This window comes from Mycobacterium sp. NGS17 (assembly GCF_059813205.1).
On the sequence record NZ_JCALED010000002.1, the window covers coordinates 129065 to 143171 of the forward strand.

General features: G+C 68.8%; 13 protein-coding genes. 7 read left to right on the forward strand and 6 right to left on the reverse strand.

The window, feature by feature from the left end; genetic code table 11:
* The first annotated feature begins 2 nt into the window (after nt 1–2).
* Nucleotides 3–1160: an alpha-hydroxy-acid oxidizing protein gene (locus tag AC5Y7E_RS04680; protein ID WP_499947692.1), complete on the forward strand. Its 1158-nt coding sequence runs from the start codon at nt 3–5 to the stop codon at nt 1158–1160.
* Here AC5Y7E_RS04680 and AC5Y7E_RS04685 read toward each other — a convergent pair.
* The 4 genes from AC5Y7E_RS04685 to AC5Y7E_RS04700 form a co-directional block, all read right to left on the reverse strand.
* A complete protein-coding gene (locus AC5Y7E_RS04685; protein ID WP_499947694.1) occupies nt 1151–2734 on the reverse strand; it encodes a DNA polymerase Y family protein in 1584 nt (527 codons plus the stop codon). The two genes, AC5Y7E_RS04680 and AC5Y7E_RS04685, sit on opposite strands and share 10 nt — an antisense overlap.
* 3 nt (nt 2735–2737) lie before the next feature.
* Complete coding sequence (gene imuA' / locus AC5Y7E_RS04690; RefSeq protein ID WP_499920537.1) at nt 2738–3421, reverse strand: DnaE2-dependent mutagenesis accessory factor ImuA'; 684 nt, start codon at nt 3419–3421, stop codon at nt 2738–2740.
* Nucleotides 3422–3581: 160 nt separating this feature from the next.
* Nucleotides 3582–4148, reverse strand: a complete 567-nt coding sequence (locus tag AC5Y7E_RS04695; RefSeq protein WP_499947696.1) for a TetR/AcrR family transcriptional regulator — start codon at nt 4146–4148, stop codon at nt 3582–3584.
* A gap of 14 nt (nt 4149–4162) precedes the next feature.
* Complete coding sequence (locus AC5Y7E_RS04700; protein WP_499920542.1) at nt 4163–5167, reverse strand: NAD-dependent epimerase/dehydratase family protein; 1005 nt, start codon at nt 5165–5167, stop codon at nt 4163–4165.
* A 79-nt stretch (nt 5168–5246) separates the two neighbouring features.
* Between AC5Y7E_RS04700 and AC5Y7E_RS04705 the strand changes: the two genes are divergently transcribed.
* Entirely contained in the window at nt 5247–6053 is an 807-nt protein-coding gene (locus AC5Y7E_RS04705; protein WP_499947697.1) for an SDR family NAD(P)-dependent oxidoreductase, read from the forward strand.
* 20 nt (nt 6054–6073) lie between these two features.
* Nucleotides 6074–6637, forward strand: coding sequence for a carboxymuconolactone decarboxylase family protein (locus AC5Y7E_RS04710; protein WP_499947698.1), 564 nt, complete (start codon nt 6074–6076; stop codon nt 6635–6637).
* A 6-nt stretch (nt 6638–6643) separates the two neighbouring features.
* Here AC5Y7E_RS04710 and guaA read toward each other — a convergent pair whose 3' ends face one another.
* Entirely contained in the window at nt 6644–8245 is a 1602-nt protein-coding gene (guaA, locus tag AC5Y7E_RS04715; RefSeq protein WP_499947700.1) for a glutamine-hydrolyzing GMP synthase, read from the reverse strand.
* A 241-nt stretch (nt 8246–8486) separates the two neighbouring features.
* On the opposite strand from guaA, the gene AC5Y7E_RS04720 reads away from it, so the two are divergent.
* Nucleotides 8487–10067 (forward strand): PPE family protein, encoded by a 1581-nt coding sequence (locus AC5Y7E_RS04720; protein WP_499947702.1) that lies wholly within the window; start codon nt 8487–8489, stop codon nt 10065–10067.
* Nucleotides 10068–10225: 158 nt separating this feature from the next.
* On the opposite strand, the gene AC5Y7E_RS04725 is transcribed toward AC5Y7E_RS04720, so the two are convergent.
* Nucleotides 10226–10864, reverse strand: coding sequence for a winged helix-turn-helix transcriptional regulator (locus AC5Y7E_RS04725; protein WP_499947705.1), 639 nt, complete (start codon nt 10862–10864; stop codon nt 10226–10228).
* An 80-nt stretch (nt 10865–10944) separates the two neighbouring features.
* On the opposite strand from AC5Y7E_RS04725, the gene AC5Y7E_RS04730 reads away from it, so the two are divergent.
* From AC5Y7E_RS04730 to AC5Y7E_RS04740, 3 genes are read left to right on the forward strand one after another with little or no spacing between them, the layout of a single operon-like run.
* Nucleotides 10945–12477 carry an MFS transporter gene (locus AC5Y7E_RS04730; protein ID WP_499947707.1) on the forward strand — a complete coding sequence of 511 codons (1533 nt, stop codon included), beginning with the start codon at nt 10945–10947 and terminating at the stop codon, nt 12475–12477.
* On the forward strand, nt 12474–13298 hold the full coding sequence (locus AC5Y7E_RS04735) for a methyltransferase domain-containing protein (protein ID WP_499947709.1): 825 nt from the start codon (nt 12474–12476) through the stop codon (nt 13296–13298). Before AC5Y7E_RS04730 ends, AC5Y7E_RS04735 begins: the two co-directional genes overlap by 4 nt.
* Nucleotides 13295–14107 (forward strand): class I SAM-dependent methyltransferase, encoded by an 813-nt coding sequence (locus AC5Y7E_RS04740; protein WP_499947711.1) that lies wholly within the window; start codon nt 13295–13297, stop codon nt 14105–14107. Before AC5Y7E_RS04735 ends, AC5Y7E_RS04740 begins: the two co-directional genes overlap by 4 nt.

A 14107-nucleotide genomic window follows, 5' to 3' on the forward strand; every position in this document is an offset into this window, starting at 1 on the left:
CTATGGCCTTCGCCGATTATCAAAAAGAGTTGTACGACCAGTCCCTGCACGGAAATCAGCCTCAGTACCCGATCAAGTTCGAGGACCTGGAGGCAAAGGCCGCCGCGGCGATGACGCCGAAAGTGCTGCAATACGTCGCGGGCGGCGCCGGTGACGAGCACACCCAGCGCGCCAACTGTGCGGCGTTCAAGCGCTGGGGCCTGTATCCGCGGATGGGGATCGCCCCGGAGGAACGCGACATGTCGGTCGAGCTGTTCGGCATGAAGTTTCCGTCTCCGATCTTCATGGCACCCATCGGCGTCATCGGGGTGTGCGACCCGAACGGCCACGGGGACATGCTGTGTGCGCGGGCCTCGGTCCGCACCGGTGTCCCGTTCTTCGTCGGCACGCTTACCTCCGACCCGATGGAAGATATCGCCGCCGAGCTCGGGGACACCCCGGCGTTTTTCCAGCTGTACACGCCGCCGGATCGCAAGATGGGCGCCAGCCTGGTGCACCGCGCCGAGGCGGCCGGTTTCAAAAGCATCGCCGTCACCCTGGACACCTGGGTCACGGGCTGGCGGCCTCGTGATTTGAGCGGGGGGAACTACCCGCAGGTGCCCAGCGGGTGCCTGGCCAACTACACCAGCGACCCGGTTTTTCGCGCCGACCTGAGCCCGGGCGAAGACGCCACCGAGGCGGCGGTGCGCAAGCTGCCGATCTTCGGCGGCCCGTTCCGGTGGGACGACCTGGAGTGGCTGCGGGCGGAGACAGACCTGCCGCTGATGGTCAAGGGCATCTGCCACCCCGACGATGTTCGCCGCGCCAAAGACATTGGCGTGGACGGCATTTACTGCTCCAACCACGGCGGACGGCAGGCAAACGGTGGGCTGCCCTGCTTGGATTGCCTGCCCGAAGTGCTCGAGGCGGCCGACGGAATGCCGGTGCTGTTCGACTCGGGTGTGCGCAGCGGGGCCGACATCATCAAGGCGCTCGCGCTGGGGGCGACGGCCGTCGGGATCGGCCGGCCCTACGCCTACGGGCTGGCGCTCGGTGGCGTCGACGGCGTCGTGCACGTGCTGCGCTCGCTGCTGGCCGAGGCGGACCTGATCATGGCCGTCGACGGATATCCCTCGCTGAAGGACCTGACCCCCGAGGCGCTGCGGCCCACCTACTCGTAACTCCCCTCCACATACCAGCGTCGCTGGCGATAGCACAGCAGCAGCGCACGCTCGTTCTCCAGCAACACCTGGGCGCGGGCGGTGCGGCCCTTACTCAATTCGGGGTCCCACCATCGCTCGTCGACCGGCCAGGGCCCGGACCACCAGCACAGCCGCTCGTCGCGGCCGTGGGCGATCATGCGTGCGGGGTCGGCCGAGAACAGCCCCCGGATGGTCACCCGTATCGGGTTTCCTTGGGCGTCAAGCAGTTCCACCGGGTCGTCCAGCAGCACCGCCGGTGACGGCTCGGGCAGCCGGCCGGGCCACGGCGGATCGGGATCGGCCCGCGGCACCGGCTCGTCGCCGAGCGGGATCAGCGTGATGCGTTCGGCCGGGCCGCGCCCGCCGGACAGCACCGGCACTCGCACCGCCTCCGGGCCGAGCAGACCCTGCACCCGCACCAGCGCCCGGCGAGCCCGCAGCCTGTCCTCCTCGCCCAGGCCGCCCCAGAGCGGCAACTGCAGCGCCTCGGCGGAGACCACCTCCACCGCCTTGAGCCGCAACAGCGTCACCGCGGCGGTGGGACGGGGATTGCGCGCGGTGCGGCTGCTCAACCATCCGTCGAGCTGCCAGCGCACCCGGTCGGCGGTGGCGTCTTCGGTCAACGGCTCGGCGCACCGCCAAACCCGGTGCAGTTCTTCGCCGTTGGCGGTGACGGCGTGGATGGCCAGCCGGGTGCATCCCACACCGGCGGCCATCAGCGTCTGATGCAGGCTGCCGGCCAGTGAGCGACCGGCGAACGCCGCGGCATCCACCCGGTCGATCGGCGGGTCGCAGTCCAGCACGGCTTCGAGTTCGGCCGGCGGCTCCCGGCCCGACGGCGGTCGTTCGGGTTCGCCGCGGGCCAACCGGTGTGCGGCCACCCCGTCGGCGCCGAACCGGGAAGCCACGTCGCTGCGCGACAGCGCGGCGAACTGCCCGATGGTGCGAATCCCCATCCGCCACAACAGGTCCGTCAGCTCTTCTCGGCCGGCGCCGGACAGGCTCGGCTCGGTGGCGAGTTGGCGGATGGACAGCACCGACAAGAACTTCGCGTCACCCCCCGGCTCGACGACACGGCCCGCCCGCGCCGCGAAGACCGCGGTGGACAACTGGTCGGCGACCCCGGCCTGACACTCCGCGCCGGCCACTGAACTCACAGCCACGGCATCGATCAGCCGTTCGGCGGCGGTGGCCTCGGACCCGAAATAGCGGGCCGCCCCACGCACCGGCAACACCAGGAGGCCGGGCCGCAGCACCTCGGCGCGGGGCACCAGGTCGTCCACCGCCGCGATCACCGCTTCGAAAAAACGGGCGTCGCGGTCCGCGTCGGCGGCGGTGACGTGCAGTTGCGGGCACCGGGCGGCCGCCTCCCGACGCCGCAGTCCCCGCCGCACCCCCGCCGCGCGGGCAGCCGACGAGCAGGCGATCACCCGGTTGGCCAGCGTGACCGCGATCGGGGCGGTCGCGGACAGACCCGCGGCCGTCGCCGCCGCGACCGCGGGCCAATCCATGCACCAGATCGCCAAAACCCTTGAGTTAGAAGGGGATACCATGGGCTACCCGGCTCGCGCTGGGGTCATCACCCGTCGTCCCGCGCACGTCCCGCTGACCTGCAGCCGCACCCCACCGATCCGGCCGAATCCGGGACGGCCGTCTGCGGTGATCTCGTAACCACAGACCCGGGCGGCAAGGCGCGTCGGCGCCCCCTGCCAATCGCCGCCGGTGACCAACAGGGTGCAGCCCTTGTTCCGGGCGCGGGCCACCACCGCCCGCGCCCGGGTGGGCGGCACCCGGCGCCCACCCAGCCCCAGGACCACCAGATCCATGCCGTCGGCGAGCACCGCGGCCACCTCCACCGGATCGGTGCCGGGATCCGGTATCACCGCGAGCCGGCTCAGATCCGCACCCATCTCCGCGGCGGCCAGCAGCCCGATGTCCGGCTGGCCGACGATTGCAGCGTTGCCGCCGGCCGCCGTGACGGCGGCCACCATGCTCAGCAGCAGCGACCGGGCGCCCGAGAGCACCGCGACCGTGCCCCGCGGCACCGGCGCGGGCAGCAGTTCGGCCAGCCACGGCGGGAGGGCCAGCTGGGATTCCGAGTTCGGCAGCAGGTCCTCAGTGGGCGCGGCGGCGGCGGGCGCGGCCTTCTTCCCGGAGATGCTCGCCATCCGCCGGCGAAGCGATTCCAGCTGCTCAGCACGGGTTTCCCGGTGACGACTGGAGGCAAAAGCCGCGGTCATGACCAGCCTCCCCTAATCCCAATTCGAAAGTATGTTCGAAGTAAACACTCGCCCTCCGACAGCCGTCAAGCAACGTGAGGGACAGCGTTATGCGATCGATACTGATGGGACTGATGGTGCTTTTTTGGTGAGAAATTTTTTCGGCGCTACCGCCGGCCCCTCATCCAAAGCCGGCGGCCGCGCGGATCTGCCGACGGGCCGCCAGCGGATCGGAATCGGGAAATATGTAATGGCTCAAGGCGGTTCGCGCGATCGCACCCGCAAGGTCAGGGGCGGCCGCCGCGGCACCGAAGCCACCCTCGCGCGCGCACTGGCGCAGGACGCCCACCAGCCCTTCGGTGATCATCGGCAGCGCCCGGGCCATTTGCTGGTACGCGAAACCCGGCTCCAGGTCGAGCTGCCGCCCGGGCGGCTGATCTTCGACGAAAGTCGCGATGACGTCGACGGCGGCCTCCAGCCGCGCAACCCCGGTCACCCCGGCCATCGCCCTGTCCAGGGCCGCGTTGAAGCGCCGGCGCTCCTGGGTCCCCAGCGCATCGATCAGGGCCTCCTTGGAGGCGAAGTAGCGGTAAATGGTCGGCCGGGACACCCCGGCCCGGGTCGCAACGTCGGACATTGACAGCTTGCGGGCGCCCATGCCGAGCACGAGCTGCCGCGCGGCGTCGAGTATCCGGTCGGCCACATCGGCCTGGGGTGAAGAGGATTGGCGCGGTTCGGCCGTGGGCACTGCGGCCTCCCCTTTCAGGCGGGCACCGAATCGAGCCGGCCCAGTTCACGCAGCCACGGGATCAGCAGGCGCAGCCCGTCGTCGAACGACATCGGGTCGTAGCCGAGGCGCCGGGCCGTCAGGTTGTCCTTGGACCTGGGCTTGCGGACGTCCTTGGCCGCCGCCTCGGCGATGGCCATCAAGGTGGGCCCGAACTCTGCCGTCAACGCTTCCGGGTCGGACCGGTAGTCGAGATCTTCGACCCGATGATCGATTCCGGCGATCTCACAGGCGCGATTGATACCGGCGGCGGTGCTGATGGTGGCCTGCGACTGGCCGACCAACAGGTATCGCTCGCCGGCGATTCCGCGGTCCAGCGCGGCGATCGAGCCCTTGGCGACATCCCTGCCCGCGACCCATGTCACGGGAAAGGCCAGATAGCGCTTGATCTTTCCGCGCAGACCGGCCAGCAGCACCCTGTTGAAGCTGGTGCGGTGCAGGGCACGCTCGACGACGGGCGCGGGTCCGAAGATCGCGCCGGGGTGGCAGGTCAGCACGTCCTCGCCCGCGGCGGCACGTCGGTGGGCGTCCAGGAACGCGGCGAGCTTGGTGACGGTATAGGGATCGGTGGGCGGGTTCTCCAGCACCGGGGCCTCCTCGAAGTCGAGGTTGGTGCTCAGGTTCAAAAAGGTGGCCGTGCTCAGCGCGACGACTCGGCGCATGCCGTGGCGCTTTGCCGCATCGAGCACGTTGGCGGTGCCCACCACGTTGACCGCCTTGAAGTCGTCGAGGTCTTGGCTTGCCCCGCCCAGCAGCGCCGCGCAGTGGATGGCCGCTTCGGCACCCTTGGCCGCCCGAAGCACATCGCCGGCGTCGCTGATGTCGCCCTCGATCAGTTCGACCCCGATACCGGCCAGCGCCGTGGCCTCGTCCGGATTGCGGACCAGCGCGCGGACCCGGTCGCCGCGCTCGATCAGCTGTTCGCAGACATTGCCGCCGGTCTGGCCGGTGGCACCGGTGACGAAGATCGTATCGGCCATGGTCCGACCCCTTCGTTACATATCAAACAATTACAGTAAAACTTGTAATGCGTGAACTGTAAATACTATGCTGACATCTATGACGCTCGATCCGGCGAGCATCCTGTTGACCGACCGCGTCGCAGTCGTCACCGGTGGCGGGGCAGGCATCGGCCGCGGCATCGCCGCGGGGTTAGCGGCGTTCGGCGCGAAGGTGGCGATTTGGGAGCGCAACCCCGAATCGTGCGCAGCGGCCGCCGAGGAGATCGGCGCGCTGGGCATCCCTACCGACGTGCGCGACAGCGCCGCCGTCGACGCCGCACTCGCACGGACCACCGGGGAGCTCGGCCCCGTCACCATCCTGGTCAACAACGCCGGAGGGGTCTTCTGGTCCGGCATCCTCGACACGAGCGAGAACGGCTGGGACGCGCTGTACAAATCCAACCTGCGCCACGTCTACTTATGCACCCAACGGGTGGCGCGCGGACTGGTTGAACGAAAGCTGGCGGGCAGCATCATCAGTGTCACCTCGATCGAAGGCGTCCGCGCCGCACCGGGTTTCGCGACATACGCGGCGGCCAAAGCCGGCGTGATCAACTACACCAAGACCGCGGCTCTCGAACTCGCACCGCATCGCATTCGGGTGAACGCTCTGGCCCCCGACATAACGCTGACCGAAGGCATCATGCAGATGGCCCCTTCGGGCTCGGAGGGACGTTTCGGTTCCGTCGTTCCGATGGGGCGCGCCGGCCACGTCGACGAGATGGCCGGCGCCGCAGTCTTTCTCGCATCCGACATGTCCAGTTACATCACGGGACAGACGATCCATGTCGACGGCGGGACCCACGCCGCCGGCGGCTGGTACCACGATCCAAAGACCGGCGTATACGCCCTGGGACCGACCTGAGGAAGGATTCTGGAACGATCATGCCTCGTATCGAACCCATTCCGATGGATCGGCTCAGCGAGCATTCGCGCCACATCGTCGAGGCAGGAGTCGAAGCGGGACTCTACGCCACGCCGGTGCCGCTGCAGATTTTCGCGTATCGCAGCGCGCAACTTGACCAGGTCAACACGGCCAGGGCCCAGCTTGGGGCCGAAACCCTGCTCGGCGCAAGGATATTGGAGCTGGTGCGCATCCGCAGCGCCCAGCTGGGCGAGTGCGAACCCTGCAGCCAGTCCCGCAAGCACGACTCGATCACCGACGAAGACGTTGCGTGTCTGCTGGCCCCGCAGCACGACGCTTTGACGCCGCAGGAGCAGATCGCCGTGGAATTCCTCGACCGGCTTTCGGGCGATCACCGCTCGATCGACGACGAGTTCTACCGGCGGTTGGGAGAACACTTCACCGCGGCGCAGATCGTCGAACTCGGATTCACGTGCGCCTCGACGATGGGACTGCACCGCTTCCTGCACACCCTCGACGTGTATGGCGATTCGCGTCCCGTTATCGGCTACTCGGCCGACCAGGTCGATTCTGCCCGTCGGTAAAGCGGGCTACTCCCACTCGATGGTGCCGGGTGGCTTGCTGGTGATGTCCAGCACCACGCGGTTGACCTCGGCTACCTCGTTGGTGATTCGGGTCGAGATGCGCTCCAGCACCTCGTAGGGAACCCGGGTCCAGTCGGCGGTCATGGCGTCCTCACTGGTCACCGGCCGCAGCACGATCGGGTGCCCGTAGGTGCGGTTGTCGCCCTGCACGCCCACCGATCGGACGTCGCCCAGCAACACCACCGGGCACTGCCAGATCAGGCTGTCCAGGCCCGCCGCGGTCAGCTCCTCGCGCGCGATCGAATCCGCACGCCGCAGGGTGTCCAACCGCGCCGCGGTGACCTCGCCGACGACCCGGATTCCCAGGCCGGGCCCCGGGAACGGCTGGCGCGCAACGATTTCCTCAGGCAGGCCCAGCTCGCGCCCGACGGCGCGGACCTCGTCCTTGAACAGCAGCCGCAACGGCTCGACGAGTTTGAACTTCAGATCGCCGGGCAGGCCGCCGACGTTGTGGTGGCTCTTGATGTTCGCGGTGCCGCTGCCGCCACCGGACTCCACCACGTCGGGATACAGCGTGCCCTGCACCAGGAACTCAACGTCGGAACCGTTGTCCCCCACGATGTCTCGCACCGCGCCTTCGAAGGCCCGGATGAACTGGCGGCCGATGATCTTGCGCTTACCTTCGGGATTGGTCACTCCAGCGAGCGCATCCAGGAAGGTGTCGGCCGCATCGACGGTGACCAGGTTGGCGCCGGTGGCCGCGACGAAGTCGCGTTGCACCTGTGCGCGCTCACCGGCGCGCAGCAGCCCGTGGTCGACGAAGACACACGTCAACCGGTCCCCGATGGCGCGCTGCACCAGCGCGGCGGCCACCGCGGAATCCACGCCGCCCGACAGCCCGCAAATCGCCCGGCCGTCCCCGATCTGGGCGCGCACCTGCTCGACCAGCGCCTCGGCGATGTTGGCGGCCGTCCAGTGCGCGCCCAGCCCGGCGAAGTCGTGCAGGAATCGGCTGAGCACCTGCTGCCCGTGCGGGCTGTGCATGACCTCCGGGTGGTACTGCACGCCGGCCAGGCGCCGCTGCCGGTTTTCGAAGGCGGCCACCGTTGCGCCGGAGCTGCTGGCCACCACCTCGAACCCGTCCGGCGCCGCCGTGACCGCGTCGCCATGGCTCATCCACACCGGCTGCGAACTCGGTAACCCCGAATGAAGTTCCCCACCAAGGACTTTCAGCTCAGTACGCCCGTATTCGCTGGTGCCGGTGTGCGCGACGGTCCCACCCAGCGCCTGCGCCATGGCCTGAAACCCGTAACAGATGCCGAACACCGGCACCCCGAGATCGAACAGAGCCGGATCGAGCTGGGGCGCGCCGTCGGAGTAGACACTGGACGGGCCGCCGGAGAGCACCAGCGCCAGCGGGTCGCGGGCCTTGATCTCCTCGACCGTGGCGGTGTGCGGGATGACCTCGGAAAACACTCGGGCCTCGCGGACGCGGCGGGCGATCAGCTGCGCATACTGCGCGCCGAAGTCCACGACGAGCACCGGTCGAGCCGGCGCACCGGACGCATCGGATACCTCGAGTTCAGGGGTTTGGGTGGGGTCGGCCACGCACGCGAGTCTAGTGGCTGGCCGCGTCGTCTCCGCCCCCGCAGGGTTACAGCGCAAACGCGGTGTGCTGCCGTTTCTATGCCTTTGATATGAGGTCGGCGCCCGAGTATTGATAACGACAATCATTTTCAATGAACTAGTCCCGGATTCTGCGAACCTCGCCCAACCCAGGAGTTGCCGTGACGACGTTGCCCGCCGCAATCACCCCGCCGAGGGCCGACCGCCGAGGGGGTGCCCGGCGATGACCGCACCGGTGTGGATGGCTTCCCCGCCGGAGGTGCACTCCGCGTTACTGAGCAGTGGCCCGGGACCGGCGTCGATCTTCGCCGCCGCAGCGGCGTGGAACTCGCTGGGGGCCGAATACGCTTCGGCCGCAGAAGAACTCAACGCGCTGCTGTCGTCGGCGCGGGCCACGACGTGGCAGGGGCCCAGCGCCGAATCCTACGTTGCCGCGCACGCCCCGTACCTGGCCTGGTTGACGCAGGCCGAGGCGCACAGCGCCGCCGCGGCCGCACAACACGAGGCGGCGGGCACCGCCTACGCCGCCGCGCTAGCGGCGATGCCGACCCTACCCGAGCTGGCCACCAACCATGTGGTCCACGGCGCCCTGGTGGCGACGAATTTCTTTGGAATCAACGCCATTCCGATCGCCGTCAACGAGGCCGACTATGCGCGGATGTGGGTCCAGGCCGCCAGCACCATGGCGACCTATGAGGCGGTCTCCGCCGCGACGGTGGCGGCAGTACCGCCCACCGATCCGGCGCCGCCGATCCTGAAATCCGAGGCCACCGCGCACCACGACCACGAGGAAGAGGACGACCACCACGACCACGAGCACGGCTTCGACAGCCCGCTCAACCAGTTCGTCGCCCAGCTTCTGCGGCTGTTCGGCATCGACTGGGATCCGGTCGAGGGGACTCTCAACGGACTGCCCTACGAGGCCTACACCAACCCCGGCGACGTGCTCTGGTGGGTGGCCCGGGCCCTCGAACTGTTTTCGGATTTCCAGCGGTTCGGAGCCTTGCTGCAGGAAAATCCCGCGGCCGCTTTCGAGTTCATCACCAACCTGGTGCTGCTCGACTGGCCGACACACCTGGCCCAGCTTGCCAGCTGGCTCCCGACGCAGCCGCAGTTGTTGTTGCTGCCGATGCTCGTCGCCGCGGCCCCCTTCGGCGCGCTGGCCGGTTTCGCGGGCCTGGTCACAACGGCGCCCCCGGCTGCGCCCGCCGCGGTGCCGGTGGCCCCACCCGCCGCCGCGCCGCACATCCTGCCGGCGGCGCTCACCACGACCCCGGCGGCCGCACCGGCCACGGCGGCCGCGGCGGCACCCGCCCCCGCACCCACCGCGGCCACGGTGACCAGCCCGGCCCCGGCCGCGCCACCGGCCCCGGGCGCTGTCCCCTTCACCCCTCCGTATGCCCTCGCGCCTCCCGGCATCGGCTTTGGTTCGGGAATGAACGCCAGCGCCGCGTCCGGTGCGAAAAAGAAAGCGCCCGAACCCGATTCGGCCACCGACGTCGTCTCGGCGGCGGCCGCGGCGCGGGCCCGCCGGCGCACGCGGGCGCGGCAACGCGACCACGGCGACGATTTCATGGACATGAACGTCGACGTCGATCCGGACTGGGACGACCCGGTGACGACGGCGTCGCAACGCGGCGCCGCAAACCTGGGCTTCGCCGGCACGGCGCGCAAGGAAGCCATCGTCGCGGCGGGCCTGACCACCGTGGCCGGCGATGAATTCGGCGACGGGCCCCGCATGCCGATGATGCCGGGCACCTGGCCCCGCGAGCGCGGCAACGAGACGCACGATAGCGGGCGCTGAGGTTCAGTATCGGCGTATCGATTGCGGCACAGCATGATAGCGCGTTAGCCGGCCAGCCCACCGCGTCCGCCGGTCCCCGCGGGAGCCGCGTCGCCGTGACTCATCCAGGCCGGCTGGGAATGCGGCACAGAGCCTCGTGGCCGCCCGCCCCCGCAGGGTTACAGCGCAAAGGCGGTACGCACCGCGTCGACGGCTGTCGGGTCGCCGTCGAAGTTGATGCGTCGCAACGCCGCCATGCGTTTGACCTCGCCGGACCCCAGACGGGCGGCCACGAGGTCGGCCGCGCTGGCCGTGATCGTCACGGCGGGTTCGCCATGCGGGGCGGCAAGGTGGCCTTGCACCACCGCGAAATCGAAACGCCGACCGTCGATCTCGATGCGGCAGGTGACATCCAAGCCGGGGGCGCCGGCCGGCTCGAACGGCAGCAGTATTCCGGCAAGGAAGCCGTTGAGCGGTGAGACCGGGCCGTCCTCGACCGGATCCAGCCGGTCCAGGCCCAACCAGGCGATGCTGCGCAAGACGGGTAGCACCTTCTGCCAGCCCAGGTCGCTGAGCTTGTACACCGTGCGCCCGATCGGCGCCGGCAATTCGGTCCGGTCCACCAGGCCGGCGTCTTGTAGCTCTTTGAGCCGGTCGGCGAGCAGGTTGGTCGCGATACCGGGCAGCGCCGCGCGCAGGTCACCATAGCGGCGCGGTCCGCCGACCAGCTCACGCAAGATCAGCAGGGTCCACCGCTCCCCGAGGATGTCAAGCCCGAGAGCGATTGGGCAGTTCTGGTTGTACTTGCGCGCTCGCACTTCCCAATCCTAACCAACATCAGACAACTTTTTCAACTTATCACTTGATTTATTTGTCTATCGGATTTACTGTCTTGTCCATGCGTTCCGACCCCACGTTTCGCGAGCACCCCATTGCCGCGCTCGCCGTCATCTGCCTCGGCGTCTTCGTCATCAGCGTCGACGCCACCATCGTCAACGTCGCACTGCCCACGTTGTCGCGTGAACTCGGCGCCGACACCGCGCAACTGCAATGGATCGTCGACGCGTACACCCTGGTGATGTCCGGGCTGCTGCTCTCAGTGGGCAGCCTGTCCGACCGCTACGGCAGGCGAGGCTGGCTGAACGCCGGGCTCGCACTGTTCGCTGCCACTTCTGCGGTTGCCGCACAAATGAATTCGGCGGACGCGTTGATCGCTGCGCGCGCGGCCATGGGCGTGGGCGCAGCGGTGATCTTCCCGACCACGCTGGGCCTGATCACCAACATCTTCACCGATCCGATACCACGCGCCAAGGCGATCGGCGTGTGGGCGGCCATGGTCGGCGTCGGAGTCGCCGTCGGGCCGATCAGCGGCGGATGGCTGCTCGAACACTTCTGGTGGGGCTCGATATTCATGGTGAACATCCCGATCGCGGCTCTGGCCATCATCGGCGCCAGGCTGTTCGTTCCCACCTCGCGCGACCCCGCGGCGCCCCGTGTCGACGTCCCCGGCCTCATCCTGTCCGCGACCGGAGTCACGACGCTGGTCTACACGGTCATCGAGGCACCCACCTGGGGATGGACCGACGGGCGCACCGGTGCCGGATTCGCCCTCGCAGCAACACTTCTCGCGGCGTTCGCGCGCTGGGAACGGCGCAGCACCCATCCGATGCTCGACGTCTCGGTGTTCTTCAACCGCAGGTTCTCCGGCGGCAGCCTGGCGGTGACCGCCGGATTTCTCACTCTGTTCGGCTTCATCTTCGTCATCACGCAGTACTTCCAATTCATCAAGGACTACACCGCGTTTCAGGCCGGCGTGCGCCTGCTTCCAGTCGCCGCCTCGATCGCGCTGGCCAGCATCCTGGGGCCCCGGCTGGTCGAACTCGCCGGCACCACCGCCGTCGTCGCCGCCGGTCTCGCCGTGTTCGCCGCCGGCCTGGCCTGGGCGTCGACCGCAGACGCCGCCACACCGTACATCCAGATCGCCACACAGATGTTGCTACTCGGTGGCGGCCTCGGCCTGACCTTCTCGCCGGCCACAGAGGCCATCATGGGATCGCTGCCGGTGGACAAGGCCGGCGTGGGTTCGGCAGTCAACGACACGACACGCGAACTGGGCGGCACCCTCGGCGTCGCCGTCGCCGGCAGCATCTTCGCATCGGTGTACGCGGGACACCTCGGCGCATCCGCGCTGACGGGATTGCCCGCCGATGCTATGCGCCACTCGATGGCTCTGGCGCACATGGTGATTCAGCGCCTGCCCGCGCAGCAGGCCGCCCAGGTGCGCGTCGCCGTCGATCGCGCGTTTCTGGACGGGATGCGGGTGAGCTCGCTGGTGTGCGCGGGCATCGCGCTTGGCGCGGCAATCGTCGTCGGCTGGCTTCTCCCGGCCAGGGAACCGGCGCGTCAACAGGAAAGGACGGGAACGCGATGAGCACCGCACCACAAGGCAGCACCTACGTCTTGGGCCACGCCGACGCGGAGGTGCAGCGGCTCCTCCTGCAAGGACGGCTGTACGACCATTACACGGAGCATGCGCTGCGCCTCGCCGGGCTGCGGCCGGGCATGCGGGTGCTCGATATCGGGTCCGGGCCTGGCGACGTGTCGTTTGTCGCCGCGCGGCTGGTCGGTCCGACGGGGACCGTTCTTGGCGTGGACGCCGCGCCGGCGATGGTCGAGCTCGCCCGCGCCCGTGCAGACGAAAAGTCGTTGCCCACAGTGCACTTCATCCTGGACGCGGTCGACGAGGTATCGGTGGACGAACCGGTGGACGCGGTGATCGGCCGGTTGATCTTGATGCATCTGCCCGACCCGGCCGCGACGCTGCGGCGTCTCAGTTCCTTCGTGCGCCCCGGTGGGATCGTCGCGTTCTCGGAGAACGACATCACGGCCACGCACACCACCCCGGACATCCCGCTGTTCGGGCAGGTCGTGGCGGCGATCGTTCGCGCCTTCGAGGCCATGGGGCTCAGCGCCGCGTTCGGTACCACACTGCACCGCGTCTTCGCCGACGCGGGCCTGGGCGCCCCGCACCTCATCCAGGGCGCGCCGACCGGCACGGCCGCCGACACCGATGTGTTGGCGTACGCCGCCGAAGTCTGGCGCCTGGTGTCCCCCGTCGCCGAGCAGCGCGGTTTCTCCGTCGATACCGACATCGACACTTTCGTCGAGCAATTCCGTCAGCTGGCGCTTGAGGCCGACGCCCTGATCACGATGGCCCCGATGATCACCGCATGGGCGCAGGTGCCGAAATGACGGGCATCATCGAAAACCAGTACTCGAACGGACTTTCGCGGCGCAGCATCGAGCGGGCTCTGATCGACGCCGGCAAGGATCTCGATCGTCTCACGCCCGCGGACCTGGCGCCGCTGGAGGACTTTCACACGATGGGCCGCTTCGCCACCGCCCAGTTGGTGGAGGTGTCGGGAATCGCTGCGCCGAACCGGGTTCTCGACGCGGGCAGCGGGATCGGCGGCACCGCGCGCTACCTCGTCGGCAGCTTCGGCTGCGCTGTCACCGCGGTGGATCTCACCGCCGAATATTGCGAGACCCACCGCTGGCTGAATCGACTTGTCGGGCTGGATGATTCGATCACCGTTGCGCAGGGCGACGTCACCGCATTGCCGTTTCCCGACGGCTCCTTCGACGTCGTCGTCAGCCAGCACGTTCAGATGAACGTGGCCGATAAGGCGCTCCTGTACAGCGAGGCCCGCCGGGTGCTCGCGCCCGGAGGCCGGCTTGCCCTGTGGGATTTGACGATTGGCGATCGCCGCGCGCTCGACTTCCCGCTACCCTGGGCCGACGCTACCGCCAACAGCCACCTCGTCACCCCCGACGAGCTGCGCACCGTGATCACCTCGGCCGGATTCGCGGTCGAGCACTGGAACGACCTCACCGCCACCGCGAGCTCGCTCATGCAGGCGTTGCTGGCTCAGCCTCCCCAACCACTGGGCCTGCACGCGTTCGTCACCGACTTCGATCGCAAAGCCCGTAACCTCACCGCGGCGCTGGCCGACGGGAGGCTTCGCGCGATCCAGGGCGTCGCCACGGCAATCGGAACCTAG

Bases quoted from the DNA above. Each gene is read 5' to 3' on its own strand.
- AC5Y7E_RS04740 (WP_499947711.1), top strand. From the start codon at position 13,295: ATGACGGGCATCATCGAAAACCAGTACTCGAACGGACTTTCGCGGCGC.
- AC5Y7E_RS04735 (WP_499947709.1), top strand. From the start codon at position 12,474: ATGAGCACCGCACCACAAGGCAGCACCTACGTCTTGGGCCACGCCGAC.
- imuA' (WP_499920537.1), bottom strand. From the start codon at position 3,421: ATGACCGCGGCTTTTGCCTCCAGTCGTCACCGGGAAACCCGTGCTGAG.
- AC5Y7E_RS04685 (WP_499947694.1), bottom strand. From the start codon at position 2,734: ATGGTATCCCCTTCTAACTCAAGGGTTTTGGCGATCTGGTGCATGGAT.
- AC5Y7E_RS04705 (WP_499947697.1), top strand. From the start codon at position 5,247: ATGACGCTCGATCCGGCGAGCATCCTGTTGACCGACCGCGTCGCAGTC.
- AC5Y7E_RS04700 (WP_499920542.1), bottom strand. From the start codon at position 5,167: ATGGCCGATACGATCTTCGTCACCGGTGCCACCGGCCAGACCGGCGGC.
- AC5Y7E_RS04710 (WP_499947698.1), top strand. From the start codon at position 6,074: ATGCCTCGTATCGAACCCATTCCGATGGATCGGCTCAGCGAGCATTCG.
- AC5Y7E_RS04720 (WP_499947702.1), top strand. From the start codon at position 8,487: ATGACCGCACCGGTGTGGATGGCTTCCCCGCCGGAGGTGCACTCCGCG.
- AC5Y7E_RS04730 (WP_499947707.1), top strand. From the start codon at position 10,945: ATGCGTTCCGACCCCACGTTTCGCGAGCACCCCATTGCCGCGCTCGCC.
- AC5Y7E_RS04680 (WP_499947692.1), top strand. From the start codon at position 3: ATGGCCTTCGCCGATTATCAAAAAGAGTTGTACGACCAGTCCCTGCAC.